At 69.1% G+C, this 18,601-nt stretch carries 8 protein-coding genes and 1 pseudogene; 6 read left to right on the top strand and 3 right to left on the bottom strand.

Annotated features, from left to right (window positions below):
- The first annotated feature begins 28 nt into the window (after positions 1-28).
- From ABZ477_RS09010 to ABZ477_RS08995, 4 genes and pseudogenes are all read left to right on the top strand, one after another.
- On the top strand, positions 29-820 hold the full coding sequence (locus tag ABZ477_RS09010; RefSeq protein ID WP_360131970.1) for an ABC transporter ATP-binding protein: 792 nt from the start codon (positions 29-31) through the stop codon (positions 818-820).
- Positions 817-1,561, top strand: a pseudogene (locus tag ABZ477_RS09005) (ABC transporter ATP-binding protein). The gene ABZ477_RS09010 and the pseudogene ABZ477_RS09005 overlap by 4 nt, the downstream one beginning before the upstream one ends.
- 28 nt (positions 1,562-1,589) lie before the next feature.
- Positions 1,590-2,348, top strand: coding sequence for a Pr6Pr family membrane protein (locus tag ABZ477_RS09000; protein ID WP_360131165.1), 759 nt, complete (start codon positions 1,590-1,592; stop codon positions 2,346-2,348).
- Positions 2,349-2,565: 217 nt separating this feature from the next.
- The gene (locus ABZ477_RS08995; protein WP_360131162.1) at positions 2,566-3,300 is read left to right on the top strand and encodes a Pr6Pr family membrane protein; all 735 of its coding nucleotides are present in this window, start codon (positions 2,566-2,568) and stop codon (positions 3,298-3,300) included.
- Between the two features lie 158 nt (positions 3,301-3,458).
- Here ABZ477_RS08995 and ABZ477_RS08990 read toward each other — a convergent pair whose 3' ends face one another.
- On the bottom strand, positions 3,459-12,611 hold the full coding sequence (locus ABZ477_RS08990; RefSeq protein ID WP_360131159.1) for a DUF5979 domain-containing protein: 9,153 nt from the start codon (positions 12,609-12,611) through the stop codon (positions 3,459-3,461).
- Positions 12,612-12,790: 179 nt separating this feature from the next.
- Here ABZ477_RS08990 and argG point away from each other — a divergent pair, with 179 nt between their 5' ends.
- Positions 12,791-14,233, top strand: a complete 1,443-nt coding sequence (gene argG / locus ABZ477_RS08985; protein ID WP_360131157.1) for an argininosuccinate synthase — start codon at positions 12,791-12,793, stop codon at positions 14,231-14,233.
- A gap of 79 nt (positions 14,234-14,312) precedes the next feature.
- On the opposite strand, the gene ABZ477_RS08980 is transcribed toward argG, so the two are convergent.
- A complete protein-coding gene (locus tag ABZ477_RS08980; protein WP_360131155.1) occupies positions 14,313-14,555 on the bottom strand; it encodes a hypothetical protein in 243 nt (80 codons plus the stop codon).
- Between the two features lie 341 nt (positions 14,556-14,896).
- Between ABZ477_RS08980 and ABZ477_RS08975 the strand changes: the two genes are divergently transcribed.
- Positions 14,897-17,509, top strand: coding sequence for a penicillin acylase family protein (locus ABZ477_RS08975; RefSeq protein ID WP_360131153.1), 2,613 nt, complete (start codon positions 14,897-14,899; stop codon positions 17,507-17,509).
- Between the two features lie 109 nt (positions 17,510-17,618).
- Here the strand turns inward: ABZ477_RS08975 and ABZ477_RS08970 are convergent, their stop codons facing one another.
- Positions 17,619-18,560 carry a hypothetical protein gene (locus tag ABZ477_RS08970; RefSeq protein WP_360131151.1) on the bottom strand — a complete coding sequence of 314 codons (942 nt, stop codon included), beginning with the start codon at positions 18,558-18,560 and terminating at the stop codon, positions 17,619-17,621.
- Between the last annotated feature and the right edge of the window lie 41 nt (positions 18,561-18,601).

Here is an 18,601-nt window from a genome sequence, read left to right as displayed (position 1 = left end):
TGTTCAGCATTGCCTTGAATGACGCTCGATTGCGTCGATCCCCCCACCGCTTGCGCGGGCGCTCGTCCGCGACGTCTCGTTCACCCTCGACGCGGGCGACCGCGTCGGCATCATCGGCGAGTCCGGCTCGGGCAAGTCGCTGACGTCCCTCGCGGCGCTCGACCTCCTCCCCGACACGCTGACGGCATCCGGCTCGGTCCGGCTCGACGGACACGAGATCGTGGGCCGGCCGGATGCGGCCCTGCGTTCCCTGCGCGGACCCGTCGCCGAGATCGTGTTCCAGGAGCCCCTGACGGCCCTCGACCCGCTCATGCGGGTCGGGCGCCAGATCGCCGAGCCCCTGCGCCGCCACCTCGGCCTGCGCGGCGCCGGGCTGCGCGAGGCCGTCGCCCGCGCACTGGCCGAGGTCGCGCTCCCGGACGAGCGCGTCGCGCGCTCCTTCCCGTTCGAGCTGTCCGGCGGTCAGCGCCAGCGCGTCGCGATCGCCATCGCGCTGGCGGCGCAGCCGCGCCTGCTCATCGCCGACGAGCCCACGACGGCGCTCGACGTCACGGTGCAGGACGGCGTGCTGGGCCTCATGGAGCGGCTCGTGCGGGAGCGCGGCATGGCACTCCTGTTCATCAGCCACGACCTCGCCGTCGTCTCTCGCATGGTCGAGCGGATCGTCGTCATGCAGGGCGGCGCCGTGGTCGAGGAGGGCCCCGTCATGCGCATCGTCCGCGAGCCGCAGCATCCGTACACGACGTCGCTGGTCGAGAGCGCACGCGCTCTGGATGCGGCACTGGATGCTGTCGCCCCGGGTGAGGGAGGTCCGTCGTGAGCATCCTCGAGCTGACTTCGGCGGGGTACTCCTACGGCGCCCAGACCGTGCTGGAGGACGTCTCGCTGTCGATCGGCGACGGCGAGAGCCTGGGCCTCGTCGGCGAGTCCGGCGCCGGCAAGTCCACGATCCTCCGGCTCCTCCTGGGCGCGGACAGGAGAGGTGCGCTTCGACGGCGCTCCACTGAACCTGCGGGACCGCGCAGTCCTGCGCCGCTTCCGGGCGGCCGTGCAGCCCGTGTTCCAGGACCCGTACTCCTCGCTCGACCCGCGGCAGCGGATCGACCGCATCGTCGGCGAGCCGCTCCGGTCGCTCGGCATCGCGAAGGGCGCGGAGGCACGGACCCGCGTGGCGGCCGCACTCGCATCCGTCAACCTCGACGCCGACGCGCTCCTCCGCTACCCGCACGAATTCTCCGGCGGCCAGCGCCAGCGGATCGCGATCGCGCGCGCGATCGTGTCGCGGCCGCGCCTCCTCCTGGCCGACGAGCCGGTCAGCGCCCTGGACGTGACGACGCGCGTGCAGGTGATCGACCTCCTCGCGCAGCTGCGCCGGGACCACGGCCTCGCGCTCGTCATGGTCTCGCACGACCTGGGCGCCGTCGCGGCGGTGTGCGCGCGGACGGTCGTGCTGCGATCGGGGCGCGTCGTCGAGTCCGGTCCGACCCGCACGCTCCTCACGGCGCCCGCGACCGAGTACGCGCAGTCGCTCGTGAGCTCGGTGCCGCGCCTCCCGCGCTGAGGCGCGGCGCCGCCGATAGGGTGTGCGCATGACGCGCACCCCGGGCTGGGCACGGACGTGGACGCTCGTGCGGGCCGCGGCATCCGTCCTCATCGCCGCCGCGGTCATCGCGCAGGCCGTCCGCACGATCGGCGGGATGCTGGCCGTCCGCGGCGACGTCGTCACGACGGTCGTGAACTTCTTCAGCTTCTTCACGATCCTGTCGAACGTGCTGTCGGCCGTCGTCCTCGCGTGGGCGGTCGTCTGGTTCTGGACGAGGGGCACCGTCTCCGCCTCGGGGCCGGCCGGCCCGGCTGAAACCCCCGAGCCGCGCTCGCTCGCCGTCGCGCTCGCGTGCGCCACGACCTACATGATCGTCACGGGCGTCGTCTACAACCTGCTGCTGCGCGGCATCCCGCTCCCGCAGGGGACGACGGTGCCGTGGTCCAACGAGATCCTGCACGTCGTCGGTCCGCTCTTCCTGCTCGCCGACCTCTTCCTCGGCCCGCGGCGTCACGCGCTGAGGTGGCGTGCGGTCGCCGAGATCCTCGTGCTGCCCATCGCGTGGGTCGTCTACACGCTCCTCCGCGGGCCGCTCACGACGAATCCCAACACGGGCCAGCCGTTCTGGTACCCGTACCCGTTCCTCAACCCGAACAACTTCGACGACGGGTATGCGACGGTCGCCCTCTACGTCGTCGGCATCGCCGTGGTGATCGCGATCGCCGCGACGCTCGTCGTGTGGGTCGGCCGGCGCCGCGGGACCGCTCGCGCCGCCGTCGCCGCGCCCGTCGTCGTGGGCGGTTGAGTCCGCTTCTCGGGCCTCCGACCAGGGGAAAACCCGTTCCGGACCTTTCTGTCCGCTCTTTGGGGGACACTTTGTCCCCCGGGTACAAAAACCGCTGACCGCGCCCCTTCCTTCTGCGCTCCGGGGTACGGATTTTCACGATTCAGGACCCCGGGTCACTACACCTGTTCCCGGGGGAGACGACACAACCGCATACACAAATACGAAGGGTCGTCTCATGTACTGGATATGGATCAGGATCGCGGCGGCGATCACAGCTCTCTCGGGAGTAGTCGCCGGGTTCATCGTCAACGTCGATCGTGCCGCCCGTGAAGGGCAGGTCTTGGGGGACGTGCTGGCGAACTATTTCAGCCTCTTCACGATCGTCTCGTCGCTCTTGAGCGTCGTGGTCCTCGTGACGGCTGCCTCATGGTCGGAGCGGCACCCGGGGACCTCCCGCGAGCCGCTGGCGATCGCTCTCGGGCTGGCGGCGGTGGCAGGCCCCGTCATCCTTCTCGGCCTCGTCTACAACATCCTGCTGCGCGGTCTGCCCAGTGAGATCGCGCTGGGGGACTCCGCCGGCATCGCGCTGCTCGACTCATACGCGATCGACGTCCTGCACGTCGTCATGCCGATCTACTTCGTGTGCGACCTGCTGCTCGCGCCGCGCCGGCGCGGTCTGCCGTGGTGGTCGCTCGCAGTCATCGTGGGCTACCCGCTCACGTGGCTGGGATACACGATGGTGCGCGGAGAGCTCGTCGCGAACCCCGACGGGTCCACGCCGTGGTGGTACCCGTACCCGTTCCTCGACCCGCACGGTGCGGGCGGATACGGCTCGGTCGCGATCTACCTCGGCGCGATCTTCGCGGGCTTCCTCGCCATCGGCGCAGGGATCGTCGCGATCGGTCGCTACCGCGAGCGGCGTGCGGCGAGGCACACAGCGGCTGCGGCAGCAGGGGCGCTGCCGGCCTGAGCCGGATGGATCCGGGGGTGAGGGGACGCGTGGCTGCGTCACCTCGCCCCCGAATTCTGTCCGGATGCCGCGGCTCACTCGGGCCGCGGCATCCTCTCGTTCACATCGCGCTGGGGTAAGAGGCGGTCACCGGGCCCTGTCCGCACCCGCGACCTCGGTCAGCCCGCCCGGTGCCGGCGCCGGAGGATGACGAGCACGACCCCGCCCCCGATCATGAAGGCCGCCAGCATCGCGGCTCCCCACAGGGATGCGGCATCGAGCCCCGTCGGCGCAAGCCCGAAGTCGTTCGTCACCACGATCTCCATGGAGACGGTTCCGAGCACTGCGACGGCAGTCGTTCCCGAGACCGGGACGCCGTCGATCATGATCGTCGTGTCGTCCGCGCCGCCGGTGTCCACCTCGGTGATCGTGCATTCCGCGCCCGTCGGCAGGAGTGTCGCCACGTAGGCGGCTTCTGTGCCCACCTGGATCGTGCCGTCGCGCAGGAGGAGTCCCGGGGCCGGGTGCGAAGCGTCGATGAGGACGCAGCGCACGTGGAACGTGTACAAGCGGCCGGGATCGGGCGCGTCGCCCTCGACGACTTTCGACACCCTCACCGGCGGGTCGGGGTACTCGTTCACGAACGCCACCGACGTCTGATCCGCGGCGTCCACGTCGGGTAGCGGTTCGAGCTCGGCGATCGTTCCTTCTGTTGCATCGCCTGTAGCGCCGCCCTGGGTGACCGCGACCGTCGTGACCGGGGCATCCATCGTGTTCGTCTCCGTAATGGTGCACTCCGCGCCCTCGGGAAGCTCCGTCCACGTGAACGTCTCCCCGTCGGCGATCGTCTGCGTCATCGGCTCGGCGGCCGCAACGGCGTCGCCCCGCCAGTCGCACGCCAGCTCGACCTCGAACGGTCCGTACTCGATCGGGTCGCCGTCGATGTCGACACCGAGCGATTCGACCGTCTTGGTGACCGAGACCTGGGCGAAGTTGAAGGTGTTCTCGACGACCAGGCCTGGCTGCGGCTGGTCGTCCACACTCAGGATCGTCGGATCCGTCTCGACCGTGAACGTGTAGCCCTCGCCGGCGTCGGCCGCGATCAGGTTGCCGTCCGCGTCGTAGATCGCCGTGGAGTTCGCCCCGCCGTCGGTGACTTCCGTGAGCGTGCACGTCGATCCGGTGGGCAGGTTCTCCCACAGCGCGATGGGGTCGCCCGCGTTCACAGTCCGGAGCCCTGTCCCCGGGATCTCCACGGTCTCGCCGTCTCGTTCGCACACGAGGCGGAGCAGGAAGCTCGCGGTGCCGAACTTCTCGGCGCCGGCGCCGGCGAACGTCTTGGTGACCTCGAGCGAGCCGGTGAGGTACCAATTCGTCGCGGTGATCGTCACGACGCCGCCCTGGGCGGGAACCTCGATGACACCGGTCGCCGTGTCGACGCCGTCGTTGGGGGTGATCACCACCGCATCGGCCCCGTTGAGGTCGACCTCGCTGACTGTGCACAGAGATCCGGCCACCACTTCGGTGACGGCGGTCTGCCATCCGTTGTCTGCGTTGAGGTCGACCTGTCCTTCCAGCACCACCTGGCCGTCGAACGTGCAGCTGTAGTCGAAGACGAAGGTCTCGTCGACGCCGAACTGCTCGGCTCCGGCACCCGCGAACTCCTTGCGGAGCACCAGCGCCGAGGTGTCGAACAGGTTCGTGTACGTGACGGTGGCGATCGTGTCGCTGCCCGCGGGCAACTCCGGAATCACGACCGTGCGCGCCTCTTCGTCGATCTGGGGGGCGAGTTCACCCTCGCCTCCGGGCACGTCGACCGCGATGATCGTGTCGTCGGCCTGATGCGCATCGGTCTCGGTGATCGTGCACTCCGACCGTGCAGGGATCTCGGTGATCGTCTCCGTCTGTCCCGCGTCGAGCGCGAACGTCGAGTCGACGACCGTCTCCCCTTCGAACGTGCAGACGACGTGGAACTCGAACTGCGTGGGGATGAAGGCGGAGTCCGACTCGACGAGCTTGCCGATCTCGAGGGACGCCCACTCGTACACGTTCTCGATCGAGAAGGCGAAGGTCTGGTCCTCGGCCGCGACGGTGACGGTCTCCGGCGTCACGACAGCATCCGTCTGTCCTTGGTCGTCCTCGGCTACGGTGCAGATCGAGCCGACCGGAACGTCGAGGATGACGATCGGATCTGCACCGGGCACGAGCGTCACCACGCCGCCGTCGACGAGCGGCACCTCTGCGCCCTGCCACGTGCACGACACCGTCGCGGTGAACTCGTCCGGCACAGGGAAGCCGTCGGGCGCGTCGACCGTCTTCACCACGGAGACCGAGCCGTTCACGAAGATGTTCTCGACCTCGACGACGACCGGGGCGGTGTCGTCGCCGATGATCACCGGCTGGTCCGGGCTGATCGTGTGGTCCGACGCGAAGCCGGGGTCGGTCTCGGCCACCGTGCACTCGGCACCGGTCGGGAGCGACTCGTAGGTCACGGAGCCCGCACCGGTGATCGTGCGCGTGGCACCGCCGGGAATCGGCGACACATCGACGACCTCGCCATCGACGACATACGTGCACGACAGGCTCACCTCGTAGCTGTCCTCGGTCGCCGGGCTCAGGCTCGCCGCGGGCTCGCCCTCGAGCGACTTCTCCACGGTGAGCGACCCCACCGAGTAGGTGTTCTCGACCGTGAACTGCCGCGCGTCGTCACCCTCCACCAGCCAGAACGTCACGGGGTCGCCGTTCTCATCGAGGATCTGCGACGAGTTCGCCCCTCCGGTCATGGTCTCGCCCATCAGGCACAGCGCGCCGGCCGGCAGCGGGTCGTAGGTCGCGGACCATCCATTCGCCTCGGTCAGGGTGCGCGTCATTCCACCGGGGATGTCCGTGATGATGAACCCCGTCGACAGGTCGAGACACACGATCGTGACCTCGTAACTGTCGGCCGCCCACGTCAGGTCGTCGCCGACGAACTCCTTGACGACCGTGACGCTGCCTTCTTCGAAGGTGTTCGTCACGGTGACGGACGCGATCTCGCCGCTTCCCACGGTCACGGGGTTCGGGTCGATCGCGACGGTGGTGGCGGATCCCTCGACTGTCTCTTCGAACTCGCACGAAGACCCCGCGACGATGTCGTCCACCTGTGCGACGAGGTCGGTCTCGTCGTCGGCGGTCGTCGGATCGTCCGCCGCCGCCGCGAAGACCAGGTCGCCGTCCCAAGTGGTGATGCCTTCGAACGTGCAGGTGACGTGCACGATGTACGGGGGGTCGGCGAAGGGGGTGTCCACGGGGGTGATCACCTTCGTGAGCGCGATCGAGCCGACGTCGAAGGTGTTCGTCACCGCCACGGCGTTGAAGATCTCACCGTCGTCGGCACCGAGGGTGATCGTCACCGATCCGTCGGGGTTCGGAGGGATGACGTCGGTAGCCGTCGTCCCGGTCAGCACGACATCGTCCGCACCGCCCGTGTCGGTCTCCGAGACGTTGCAGACCGTGTTCGCAGGGAACCCGGTGAGCTCTACCGGCACACCGGGTTCGACCTCGATCACCATGGGAGTCGCGTCGTAGCCGTCGGCCCACACCGGCTCGCCCAGGAAGGTGCAGTCGACGGCCACCTCGAAAGGTCCGAACTCGATGGGCTGACCTTCGGCGTCGACGGCATCCGACTGCACCGCCTTCGTGATCCGCAGGCCGGCCAATCCGTAGACGTTGTCGAGAGTCACGGTGTCGAAGGGCTCTTCACTCACCACGACTCCGCCGCTTCCGGAGGCGCCGATCTGTCCGTTGTCGCCCTCGATGAGTTCGCACTCCGCGCCCCAGGGGAGCGGCTCGACGGTCTGGATCTCATCCGCGGTCAGGGTCAGGTCGATCGGCGGCAGGAGCTGCTGGACGGGCGTGCCGACCGCCGATACGCAGAGGAGCCGGACATCGAACGTCGCCGGCGCGAATTCGGCGGCATTGCCGCTGACGGTCTTCTGGACCTGGATGGATCCCGTCGCGAGCGCCACCCCGGTCTTGCTGCCCTCGATCGGGGACGAGTCGAACGACCCGTTGCTCTGGATCTGCGTGAGGTGCGCGCCCGTCGCGACGGTGTTCCAGGCGATCGTGTCCGGATTGTCGAGGTCGGGCGGCACAGGCGGCGTGATCGTCCGATAGTCCAGGAGCGCGCCATCGCCCGGCATCAGCTCGAATCCGGGCGCGAGGTCGATGACGACCTTCAGTCCCGTGATCGTCGAGAGGTCGGCGACCGTCGCAGGATCGACCCACGACCCGGGAGGGCAGGTCGGCGTCATGGTCGTGTCGAGGTCATCGCTGCACACATCGCCCGTCGTCACCTGGTAGCTCATCGTCGCCCCGGCGGGCGACTGGACGAGCTCGACGCCGCCGTTGAAGATCGGCTGCCATTCTGACTCGCGATCCAGGCCGCTGATCACGCCCGTGTCTCCGGGGACGGGAAGCCGATCGATCATAACGAGGCGATCCATCGGGATGTTGCCCGTGTTGACGATCGCCATCCGCCAGTCGACCTCACCGCCGGGCTTGGACCGCGGAACGCAGGTCACCCACGCGAATCCCTCATCGTCGGGGTCGGCGATCGGGGGAACATTGGGCGCGCAGTCCTCATCGCCCGTGAGGACGTCGAAGGATCCGAGCTCGGGGTCGAGCACGCGGACGCCCTTGCCCGAGCGCACCGCACCTGCCGCGAGGACAGTGACTTCGGTCCCGGCGGTGCACTCGTCCACTGCACCTTCGACGTCGTTGCAGGCATCGAAGGGCCGATCGCCTGAGACCGTCGCCTCATTGCCGACGTTCGTGCCTCCCGGGAGGCCGACCGTGAACATGAGGTCGATGGAGATCGTGTAGCTCTGACCGACCTCGAGCACGGTGCCCGCCGGGAAGGTGAACACGAACTGCCCGCCGGCCGGATCGATGGTCACGTTTCCGACGTCCTCCGGCATCGGGAGCCCGTTCGGCGGTGAGGGCGCGGCCGCGCCCGACAGGTCGAATCGGAACGTCCCGTCGCCCGCGTCATCGAAGGGATCGACCCTGAGCTGGCCGTCCTGCAGCGGATCATCGGTGATGACAGGATTCTCGATGGGCCATTCGCCCGTATTGGTGACCGTGATCTGGTAGGGGATGACCTCGGCAGGGCCGAATGCGCTCCCCTGCGTGGGGCTCTTGGTGATCTCGACGGCAGAGGTGGCGTGCTGGAAGAACATCTGGGCGGTCGCGCTGTCCTGCGCGATCGGCTGGGTGTCGGGGTCCTCGATGTCGCAGCTGAGGAACGGGCAGATCGTCGTCGTCTGCTGGTTGCTGAACTCGCCGGGAGCCGCTTCTCCTGGAGCGGGCGTCAGATCGGGTCGATCGCTGGGCACGGCGCCGCCGGTGCGCAGGTCGACACGGCGCTGCACGAGCACGGGCACGCTCTGCAGCGGGGTCGTGGGGTTCTCCCACTGGGCGCCGTCGATGCCGTCGCCGTCGTCGTCGTCCATGAACCCGAATCGGATGCCCTGCACGTCGGCCGGGTCGACTCCCGGGAACGGGAACGGGTTCGCCTCGAACTGGGCGAGCGTCTGGAACGGTCCGACCTGCCACGCCCCACCCGTGACCACCACGGTGCCGCCCACCTCGGTGAACGTGCCGCCCGTGAAGATCGACATCCGCATGAGGTTGATCGGCGCCGTCAGGGTGTACGAGGGATCGACCCCGACGAAGTCGAAGGCGTTCCAGAACGTGGGCGCCGAATCCTCGATCCGCATCGCATACGTGCGTGACGAACCGGTCGGCTGCCCCGTCAGGGTCATCAGGACCGGGGAGTCGTCCGGCTCCACCTGCGTGTTCGGCGAGAAGGACTTCGTCGCGTCGACGGTCAGGTCCAGCTCCGTGAGGTCGACGCTCGCGGTGTCCGTGTCGCTCGTGACGTTCCCGGCTGCTCCACCGCCGGCGTCGTCGATGGACGCGACGGCTTGATTGTCCACCGGGCTGTCATCCTGATCGACGCGCACACCCGGGGTGCCACGGACGAACTCGCGCAGCCGAAGGTCCATCGTGACGGTGCTCGCCGCGCCCGGGTTTATCCGCCCGTGGTGTTCGATGAGGACGCCGACGACGTCCGCCAGCTCGGGCTCGGTCAGGGCGAGCGCGCCCGTCACGGTGTGCGTCGTCGACCCGTCGGCAATCCCGTCGTCGTCCGTGTCGCGGCTGAGGGTGACGACGGTCTGCGTGGGATCGGCGCCAGGGGGGATCGTGATGTCGAGGAACCCGATGAGGTTGAAGAAGGTGAACGGGTTCTCGGCCGCTCCAGGCGCCGGGTCCTGGATCGTCATCGTGTCGACCTTGGCCGCGGTCTGGTTCGTTCCGACGAGCGTCACACGCCCCGTCGGGAAGCTCGACTGCGGCGTGCCGTCGGGCGGCACTCCGAACGGACTGTTCGACCACGTCTTGCCGAGCGTGACGTTCAGCGGGACGTCGATGATCGCGATCGTGTCGGAGTCCTGCGAGTTCAGCACCGTGTCGGTGCCGTCCACTCCGACCGCGGAGGCCGTGTCGAGCACCGTCCCGACCGCCGGGTCGTTGTCCGCGATGTTGTAGTCGAGGGTTCCCATCGCCGGGGCACCGTCCGACCGCCGGGTGTCGCGCAGCTCCACCGTGAGCAGCACCTGTCGGTCGTTGCCGCTCGACCGCGCGACGCCGCTGCCCACCGGCGGCGCGGTGGGGTCTCCCACGGACGTCGTGGCACGCGTCGGGCTCTCGACGAAGACCAGGCGGATGCCGAGGGCGTCGTCGCGGTCGGCCGTCGTGAGCGTCACCCCGGGGAATGCGCCGTCGCAGGCGGCTGGACACGGGTCGTTCGCCAGGTCACGCCATGTCGTCCCGTCCCAGAGCTGGACGGCTGCGACCTGGTCGAAGAGGAGGAGCGGATCCATCGCCGACGAGATGGCGGGCACCGCCACGACGTCGAAGGCGTCGTAGAACGACGTCGCGATCGAGGCGGGTGTGCTCAATGGCGGGATCGCCTCGTCCTGGATCGTCATGGAATCGACGCTCGAGAAGCCGCCCGTCGACCAGTCGAGCGTGATCGTGGCCTGCTGCTGCGAGCGCGACGTGATGACGTTGGGCTCGATGGACTTGTCCATCACATCGGGTCCGCCGCCTCCTCCGCCGCCGTCGGTCGGGATGAGCGGCAGGTCGTCGCAGGCCGTCGAATCCGGTGTGGGCGTCGATGCCACCTCGGGGCTCGAACCCGAGCTCGACGCGCAGTTCGGCACGGCATCCGGAGCTTCCGTCTGCGTGGCGGGATCGCGCTCCGTCGCGCGCTTCTCGACCGTGAAGTGAGGCTCGAAGCTCGTTCCCGGCGGGAAGGTCTCGCCGTCCTGCGCCGTGTAGACGAATTGGAGGCCGAGGATGTCGTCCTGCAGATCCGCGGGGATGTCCATCGAGAACTGCGGTGGCGTCGTCGGGCCCTGGATGTCCTGTGCGCCGGGCAGCGGCACCCACTGCGTGCCGTCCCAGTAGTTGATCGACAGGGTCGCGTTGGCGGGCACCGCGGTCTGGGTGATCTCAGTCGCGTCGAACTCATCCCAGAACGTGCCGTCGACGTCATAGGGCACGGCCTGCGGGTCCTGGATGACGACCTGATCCGCGTTCGTCGTCGAGCGCGGGAAGTCGGCGATCGTCCCGGACAGCGTCACGAGCGCCCATTCGCCCGGCCGGTCGACGATCGAGTCGGGGTAGATCGACTTGCCGGTGATGATCTCGAGGTGTCGCTCGAAGACGGAGAGATCCGCATCCGCCGTCGCGGTGCCGCTTCCGCCGATCGGCCCCGTGCCCTCGACGGTGATCTCATTCGGAATCGTCGCGGGGAACCCGACCTGATCGGGATCTGTCGCCACGCCGAACGGGATGCTGGTCTGCGCTGAGGGCGCGATGTCACCGGTGAACGTGATCTGGAAGCGCACGACGGTGCCGCTGGGCGCTGGCGGCGTGGTGCCGTTCGCGAAGGGCAGGGTCTCGCTCGTGCCGTCGTCGTAGTAGTAGGTGACGGTGGCTGCTGTCGCGCCCGCGGGATACTGCACGGCCCCCGTGAACCCCGTGAACTGCAGAGACTCGTCGAAGCCGTCGGCGAAGGGGTCGTCGCCCGTGAGACTGGGCTCGGTGATCGTGAGCTCGGGAAGGGAGAAGGCGCTCTGGTTGCCTGCGGTGAGCGTCGCCACCGATGTCCCGCCGGCGGGCACCTGCGTCGGGTTGAAGGACTTGCCGGCCGAGACCTGGACATCCTCGGCGATGATCTGATGGGTCGCCGCATCGTCATCGGTCGCGATCGTTCCGTCGAGCGACACCTCGCTCTCCGTGGAGTTCGTCACGGTGACGTTGTCGGGGCTGTCTTGCACATCCGGCCCGTGCTCCATGCCGATCACCGCGCCGGCCGTGGCTCCTTGCTCGATCCCGGGGTCGGTCGTGCTCGTGAACACGATCTGCACGCCGAGCACCTGATCGTCCGGCACGCCCGCGGGCGGCTGGGGGATGGTGGGAGGGGTAACCGGCGTACCCGGGACCCATTGCGCGCCATCCCACACCAGCACCTGCGCGGTCTCGGCGCCCGCCGGGTACGACACGGACTGGATGCCGGTGAACGGCAGTGTCGTGAATGGGTTGGGCGTGACGGTCGGATCGACCGGATCGGTGATCACGATCTGATCGACGTTCGCGTTGGAGCTGTTCGTCGCGGTGATGGTCGCCGTCACCGGCGTTCCCGGGTCTGCGACGGCGCTCGGCGGGTCGAGTGTCTTGTCCACCGTCGTCGCCAGGTCCAGCGGGATCACGGGCGTGACCTCGGCCGTGCTGTCGAGCGGACCCGACTGCTGGGTGTCGGCATCCGTCGTCGCGGTGTTGGGGACCGGGATGCCGTTGGCTTCGTAGGGGAGGTCGTCGCGGGCCTGGACCTGGATCGTCACGATGCCCGAAGTGCCCGCGGGGATCCCGGTCGTGCCGCCGACGATGGGCATCGTGAAGTCGACGTGGACATCCTGACCGTCGACGCTGACGTCGCCTTGCAGCCCGGGGCCGATCGTCGCGCCGAGCACCGTGAACTCGGACGGCACGGAGTCGTCGAGGATGGCGTTCGTGCAGCCCTGGAGGATCGTCGTGCACGAGACGGCGATCGTGTAGCTGAACGTCTCTCCGGGCGAGACCGTCTGCACGCTCGCGGTCTTCTGGACCAGGACGTCGCCGTCGGCCGCGACGGCCGCCGGCGCTGCCCCGGCGAGCACTGTCGCAGCAGCGAGGACGAGCGCAGTGAACGCGGCGGACAGACGCCTTCGGCCCTGGTGCATGGAACGACCCCCCGGTACGCGTGCCCCGCCAGCCTAGGGGGACGGTCGGACGGATATCTAGGTGTGGCGGGTGGTGCCGACGCGACGGGAGTGACTGGTGCGGCGCGAGCAGAAGAGTCCCCGACATCGCTCGCCTCCCGCGCGAGGACGCGGATGCCGGGATCGGTAGGCTGGAATCCATGTCGAAGGTCCTCCAGTCCCTGCCCATCGGCGAGCGCGTCGGCATCGCCTTCTCGGGGGGTCTGGACACCTCCGTCGCGGTCGCCTGGATGCGCGACAAGGGCGCCGTGCCCTGCACCTACACGGGCGACCTCGGCCAGCCCGACGAGGACGACATCGAGGCCATCCCGGGCCGCGCGCTCGAGTACGGCGCCGAGGTCGCACGCCTCGTGGACTGCAAGACGGCCCTCGTCGAGGAGGGCTTCGTCGCCCTCGCGTGCGGCGCGTTCCACATCCGCTCGGGCGGCAAGACGTACTTCAACACGACGCCTCTCGGTCGCGCCGTGACGGGCACGCTGCTCGTCCGCGCCATGAAGGAGGACGGCGTCGACATCTGGGGCGACGGGTCGACGTACAAGGGCAACGACATCGAGCGGTTCTACCGCTACGGCCTGCTCGCCAACCCGGCGCTGCGCATCTACAAGCCGTGGCTCGACGCCGACTTCGTCACGGAGCTCGGCGGCCGCAAGGAGATGAGCGAGTGGCTCGTCGCGCACGGCTTCCCCTACCGCGACAGCGCCGAGAAGGCGTACTCGACCGACGCGAACATCTGGGGCGCGACGCACGAGGCCAAGACCCTCGAGCACCTCGACGTCTCGCTCGAGACCGTCGAGCCCATCATGGGCGTGCCGTTCTGGGACCCGTCGGTCGAGATCGCCTTCGAGGACGTCACGGTGTCCTTCGACGGCGGCAGGCCCGTCGCCCTCAACGGCCAGGAGTTCATCGATCCCGTCCAGCTCGTCTTCGAGGCCAACCGCATCGGCGGCCGCCACGGCCTGGGCATGAGCGACCAGATCGAGAACCGCATCATCGAGGCGAAGTCGCGCGGCATCTACGAGGCGCCCGGCATGGCGCTGCTCTTCATCGCGTACGAGCGCCTGGTGAACAGCATCCTGAACGAGGACACCCTCGCGACGTACCACGAGCAGGGTCGCCGCCTCGGCCGCCTCATGTACGAGGGACGCTGGCTCGAGCCGCAGTCGCTCATGCTGCGCGAGTCCATCCAGAAGTGGGTCGGGTCGACGATCACGGGCTCGGTGACGCTGCGGCTGCGCCGCGGCGACGACTGGACGATCCTCGACACGAAGGCCGCCGGGATGTCGTACTCTCCGGACAAGCTGTCGATGGAGCGCGTCGGCGACGCCGCGTTCGGTCCGACCGACCGCATCGGCCAGCTCACGATGCGCAACCTCGACATCGCCGACTCGCGGGCGCGCCTGGAGCAGTACGCGGGCCTCGGCCTCATCGGCGGCCCCACGGGCGCGCTCGTGGGGCGCGTGGCCGCAGGCGAGTCCGCCGGCATCATCGAGTCGGCTGAGCCGCTGGACTCCGACGAAGAGGCTCTCGCCGACGCGACGGATGCTGTCACCGAGGCCGCGGCGTTCGACCTGGGCACCGACTGAGACAGCTCTCGGCCGTACTCGCACCCAGCGGCCGCGGCATCCGACCTCGGCGCCGACTGAGCGGCGCCGAGGAGGGCGCTCAGCCGATGCCGCCGCCGCTGCCGCCTTCGCAGCCGTTCTGGGCGAATGCGGGATCTCCGCGCCCCTCGAACCACGTCTCCACACCGTGGTCGTCGTACCAGAAGCCCGGGTAGACGTCCTCGAGATCCTGGTGCTTCTCGTGCGCCCTGACGACCGCGTACTTGTCCGTCTCGATGTAGACGTACGGGTTCTTCGCGGAGTGCGTCGCGTGGCAGTACGGCACCCGATGGTCTCCGTCCACCGGACTCGTGGCCAGTGCCGGAGCTGCCGCTCCGACGGTCAATGCGATGGCGAACGCGACTGCCGAAGCCCCAGCGAAGACACGCCGCCGACTGTTTGATGCATGCATCATGATGACCCCCCAGTTGTCACGCCTGGTCTACCACGCCCTCGATGCACCCCACAAGACACCCTGGCGGTCTCGACGGCGCGGGATGCGGGCTCACAGGCCCCTCCGGGTCGAGGCATCGCCGAGCCGCGCGTTACGATGCCAGACGGTGCCCGCGACCCGAACACGCGGCACTCGGGACCGTTGCGCGTGAGACGCGGTCCCGGTATGCCTCACGCCGAAGGAACCCTTCAATGCTGAAGACCCCGACGGGTCCGACCCCTGTCTCGACGCCCCAGCGCTCCCGCGGACGCACGATCGGGTTGATCGCCTACGGCATCGTCGCGGGGATCGTCGTCCTCGCGCTCATCGCGGTCGGCGCCGGCGTCTGGACGATCCAGCGCTCGTTCCCGCAGGTGTCCGGCGAGATCGCGCTCGCGGGGCTCGACGACGAGGTCACGGTCCAGCGCGACGCGCTCGGCATCCCCGTCATCACCGCCGAGACGACCCACGACCTCTTCTACGCGCAGGGGTACGTGCACGCGCAGGACCGCTTCTGGGAGATGGACTTCCGCCGCCATGTGACGGCGGGCCGCGTCGCCGAGCTCTTCGGCGAGTCGCAGGTCGCGACGGACAGCTTCCTGCGGACGCTCGGGTGGCACGAGATCGCCGAGCAGGAGGTCGAGGAGCTCGACGAGGCGGCGCGCAGCTACTACGACGCGTACGCCGACGGCGTGAACGCCTACCTGGCCGATCACGAAGGCTCTGCCGTCTCGCTCGAGTATGCCGTCCTGGGCCTGCAGAACCCGGACTACGAGATCGAGCCCTGGACGCCCGCCGACTCGGTCGCGTGGCTCAAGGCGATGGCCTGGGACCTCCGCGGCAACATCGAGACCGAGACGGAGCGCGCGCTCATGGCCCCCGACTTCACGTCGGACCAGATCGCCGAGCTGTACCCCGCCTACCCGTACGACCGCAACCCCGTCATCGTCCCGCAGATCACGCCGGTCGACGACGCGGTGCAGCCGGCCGGCATGACGGCGGGGGCGGATGCTGCTGCCGCGCCGGTCACGGCCTCCGTCGAGTGGACCGAGGTGGAGGGGGTTATCGAGGCCGTGTCGGCGCTCGTGGGCGGAGTCGGCGAGGGCGTGGGCTCCAACTCCTGGGTCGTCTCGGGCGAGCTGACGGAATCCGGGATGCCGCTCCTCGCGAACGACCCGCACCTCGGCGCCGATATGCCGAGCGTGTGGCACCAGATCGGGCTGCGGTGCGCGACGGTCGATGAGTCGTGCCCCTTCGACGTCTCGGGCTTCGGCTTCTCCGGCATGCCGGGCGTCGTGATCGGCCACAACGAGCGCATCGCGTGGGGCTTCACGAACCTCACGACGGACGTCACCGACCTGTACCTCGAGAAGGTCGAGGGCGACGAGTACTGGCGCGATGGGGAGCTGACACCGCTGGACGTCCGCACCGAGACGATCGAGGTCGCGGGAGGCGACCCCGTCGAGCTGGAGATCCGCTCGACCGTCCACGGGCCGATCGTCTCGGGCCTCACTCCGGACTTCACCTCGATCGCCGGCGAGCCGTTCACGGGCACCGAGCGGGTCGTCGTCGAGCCGGCGGACCCGCCCACGGGCGAGTACGCCGTGAGCCTGCAGTGGACGGCGCTGCAGCCGGGGACGACAGCATCCGCCATCTTCGCGATGAACGTCGCACAGGACTTCGCAGGCTTCCGTGCGGCAGCCGAGCTCTTCGACGTCCCGGCGCAGAACCTGATCTTCGCGGACGTCGAGGGCAACATCGGCTACCAGACGCCGGGCCGCCTCCCGATCCGCGGTGCCGGCGACGGCTCGATGCCCCAACCGGGCTGGGACTCGACCTACGACTGGCAGGGGTACATCCCCTTCGAGGAGCTTCCCGTCTCGTTCAATCCGGACGAGGGCTACATCGTGACGGCGAACAACGCGATCGTCGACCGGGACTATCCGTATCTCCTGACGAACGACTGGGACTACGGGTGGCGTGCGGCCCGGATCGTCGAACTCATCGAGCGCAAGGCCGCGAAGAGCCCCCTGACCGCTCAGGACATGCTCGACATCCAGGGCGACGAGCAGTTCTGGATGGGCATCCGGCTCGCCGCGGTCTACGACGGCTTCACGACGGGTGAGGACGACGTGGATGCCGCGATCGAACTGCTCAAGACGTGGGACGCGCAGAATTCGGCGGATTCCGCCGCCGCCGCGTATGCGAACGTCCTGTGGGACGAGCTCGTCCAGAACCTGTTCGTGCGCGGACGCGAGGCGGCCGCGCCGCTCAGCGGCCAGGGTCGGCTCTTCCTCGTCGTCGACCGCCTGCTCGAGGATCCGGAATCCGAGTGGTGGCAGAACCCGGGCCTGGACGTCTCGGGGCAGGAGGAGATGCTCGCGCGCACGGCCGAAGGAGCCTACAAGCGGCTCGCGAAGCTCCAGGGCGACCGCCCCGAGCGCTGGAACTGGGGCTCGCTGCACGCCCTGTCCCTCACGAACGGGACGTTCGGCGAGTCGGGCATCGCGCCGATCGAGTGGCTCTTCAACCGCGGACCGTACTCCGTCGGAGGCGGCAGCTCCGTCGTCGATGCGACCGGCTGGACCCTCGGCGAGGGCTTCCAGACGGTGACCGTGCCGTCCATGCGCATGATCGTCGACCTCTCCGACTTCGACGCGTCGGGCTGGAACCACCTGACGGGCGCCAGCGGCCACGCCTTCCACCCGAACTACACCGATCAGACCGAGACCTGGCAGCGCATCGAGGTCACGCCCTGGGCCTTCACGCCCGACGCCGTCGACGACGCGACGACCGACACGCTGACGCTGGTCCCGGCATCCTGACCCTGTCGGGCCGGGCGGTCTCGGCTCGGAATTCGTCGAGAACCTGCCGAGATTGCGCGAACGACCGCGATACCTTCGCGGAGGCGTAGTTCACGCAATCTCGGCCCGGTCAGGCTGGGCGAGCGGCTCGGAGCGCTCTGCGCACGCAGGCGCCGAGCTCCGCTAGGCCGCTCGCCGAGAGCTGGTCGGCGCCCGCCAGGATCACCCGATAGCCCGCGTCTTCGAAGAGCTGCACCCGTGTGAGGTCAGCGCGCCACGTGCGAGGGTCCAGGCGATGGACCTCACCGAGGTACTCGATGAGAACGCGCTCCGCGACGTACGCGAGATCGGGATGCCGGTCGCCCGCCGCCGTCGGGATCGTCGGCTGCACTTGCGGCTCGGGCAGCCGGGCAGCCACGAGGCCGAGGCGCACCAGGGTTTCGGGCGGAGAATCGACCGGCGACCGCACGCGTGCCAGCGCCCATGCGAGTGAGGCCGTCCCGCGGCGGGAGCCATGCCTTCCGACGGCCTCGATGAGTTCTCCGACGGTCGCGAGCGCAGGTTCGCGACCCCACCTCGTCCGTCGACCCGACACGATGAAGTCGGCGATCGCGACGAGCCACTCGCGCGTGATCCGACCGCCGCGCTCGGCCGTCATCGTCGCGATCGAAACCCACGTGTCGGCCGGCGACATCACAGGGAGTCCATGGACCAGGGTCGCGTTGACGAGGTCATCCGCACGCGTCCACCCGATGACCCCGGGCCGGCGCACCGGTGTCCCACGCGGAACCATCACATGCAGCTCGTCGCTGAGGTGACCGGGGAGCGGCAATCCCCACAGCCGAGCGGCGGTCGCGTGGGTGAACACGGCGGCCGCCGGCAGCGCGATCCGAAGGTCGGCGCAGCGATCGACCAGCCCGCCGTCAGTGCGTCCGGCCGTGCCGATCACCCGCACCCCGTGGAACGGCCGGTCGAATGCGGCCCGGCGCATGTGGGCATAGCTCAGCCCGGCCTGTCTGCCCTGTTCGATCGTGAAGGCCACGCCGTGCATCCACGGAGGAATCGACATCATCCGGCGACGGTGCCTCGTGTTTCGGCGCACGCGGACCGACA

It is taken from the genome of Microbacterium sp. NPDC019599, from assembly GCF_040632175.1.
Lineage (GTDB): Bacteria > Actinomycetota > Actinomycetes > Actinomycetales > Microbacteriaceae > Microbacterium.
Note: the sequence above shows the minus strand (reverse complement) of the source record. Positions and strands in the feature narration are given on the sequence as shown.

Coding starts and splice junctions, on each gene's coding strand:
- ABZ477_RS09000 (WP_360131165.1), top strand. CDS start 1,590: ATGACGCGCACCCCGGGCTGGGCACGGACGTGGACGCTCGTGCGGGCC.
- ABZ477_RS08995 (WP_360131162.1), top strand. CDS start 2,566: ATGTACTGGATATGGATCAGGATCGCGGCGGCGATCACAGCTCTCTCG.
- ABZ477_RS08990 (WP_360131159.1), bottom strand. CDS start 12,611: ATGCACCAGGGCCGAAGGCGTCTGTCCGCCGCGTTCACTGCGCTCGTC.
- argG (WP_360131157.1), top strand. CDS start 12,791: ATGTCGAAGGTCCTCCAGTCCCTGCCCATCGGCGAGCGCGTCGGCATC.
- ABZ477_RS08975 (WP_360131153.1), top strand. CDS start 14,897: ATGCTGAAGACCCCGACGGGTCCGACCCCTGTCTCGACGCCCCAGCGC.
- ABZ477_RS08970 (WP_360131151.1), bottom strand. CDS start 18,560: ATGATGTCGATTCCTCCGTGGATGCACGGCGTGGCCTTCACGATCGAA.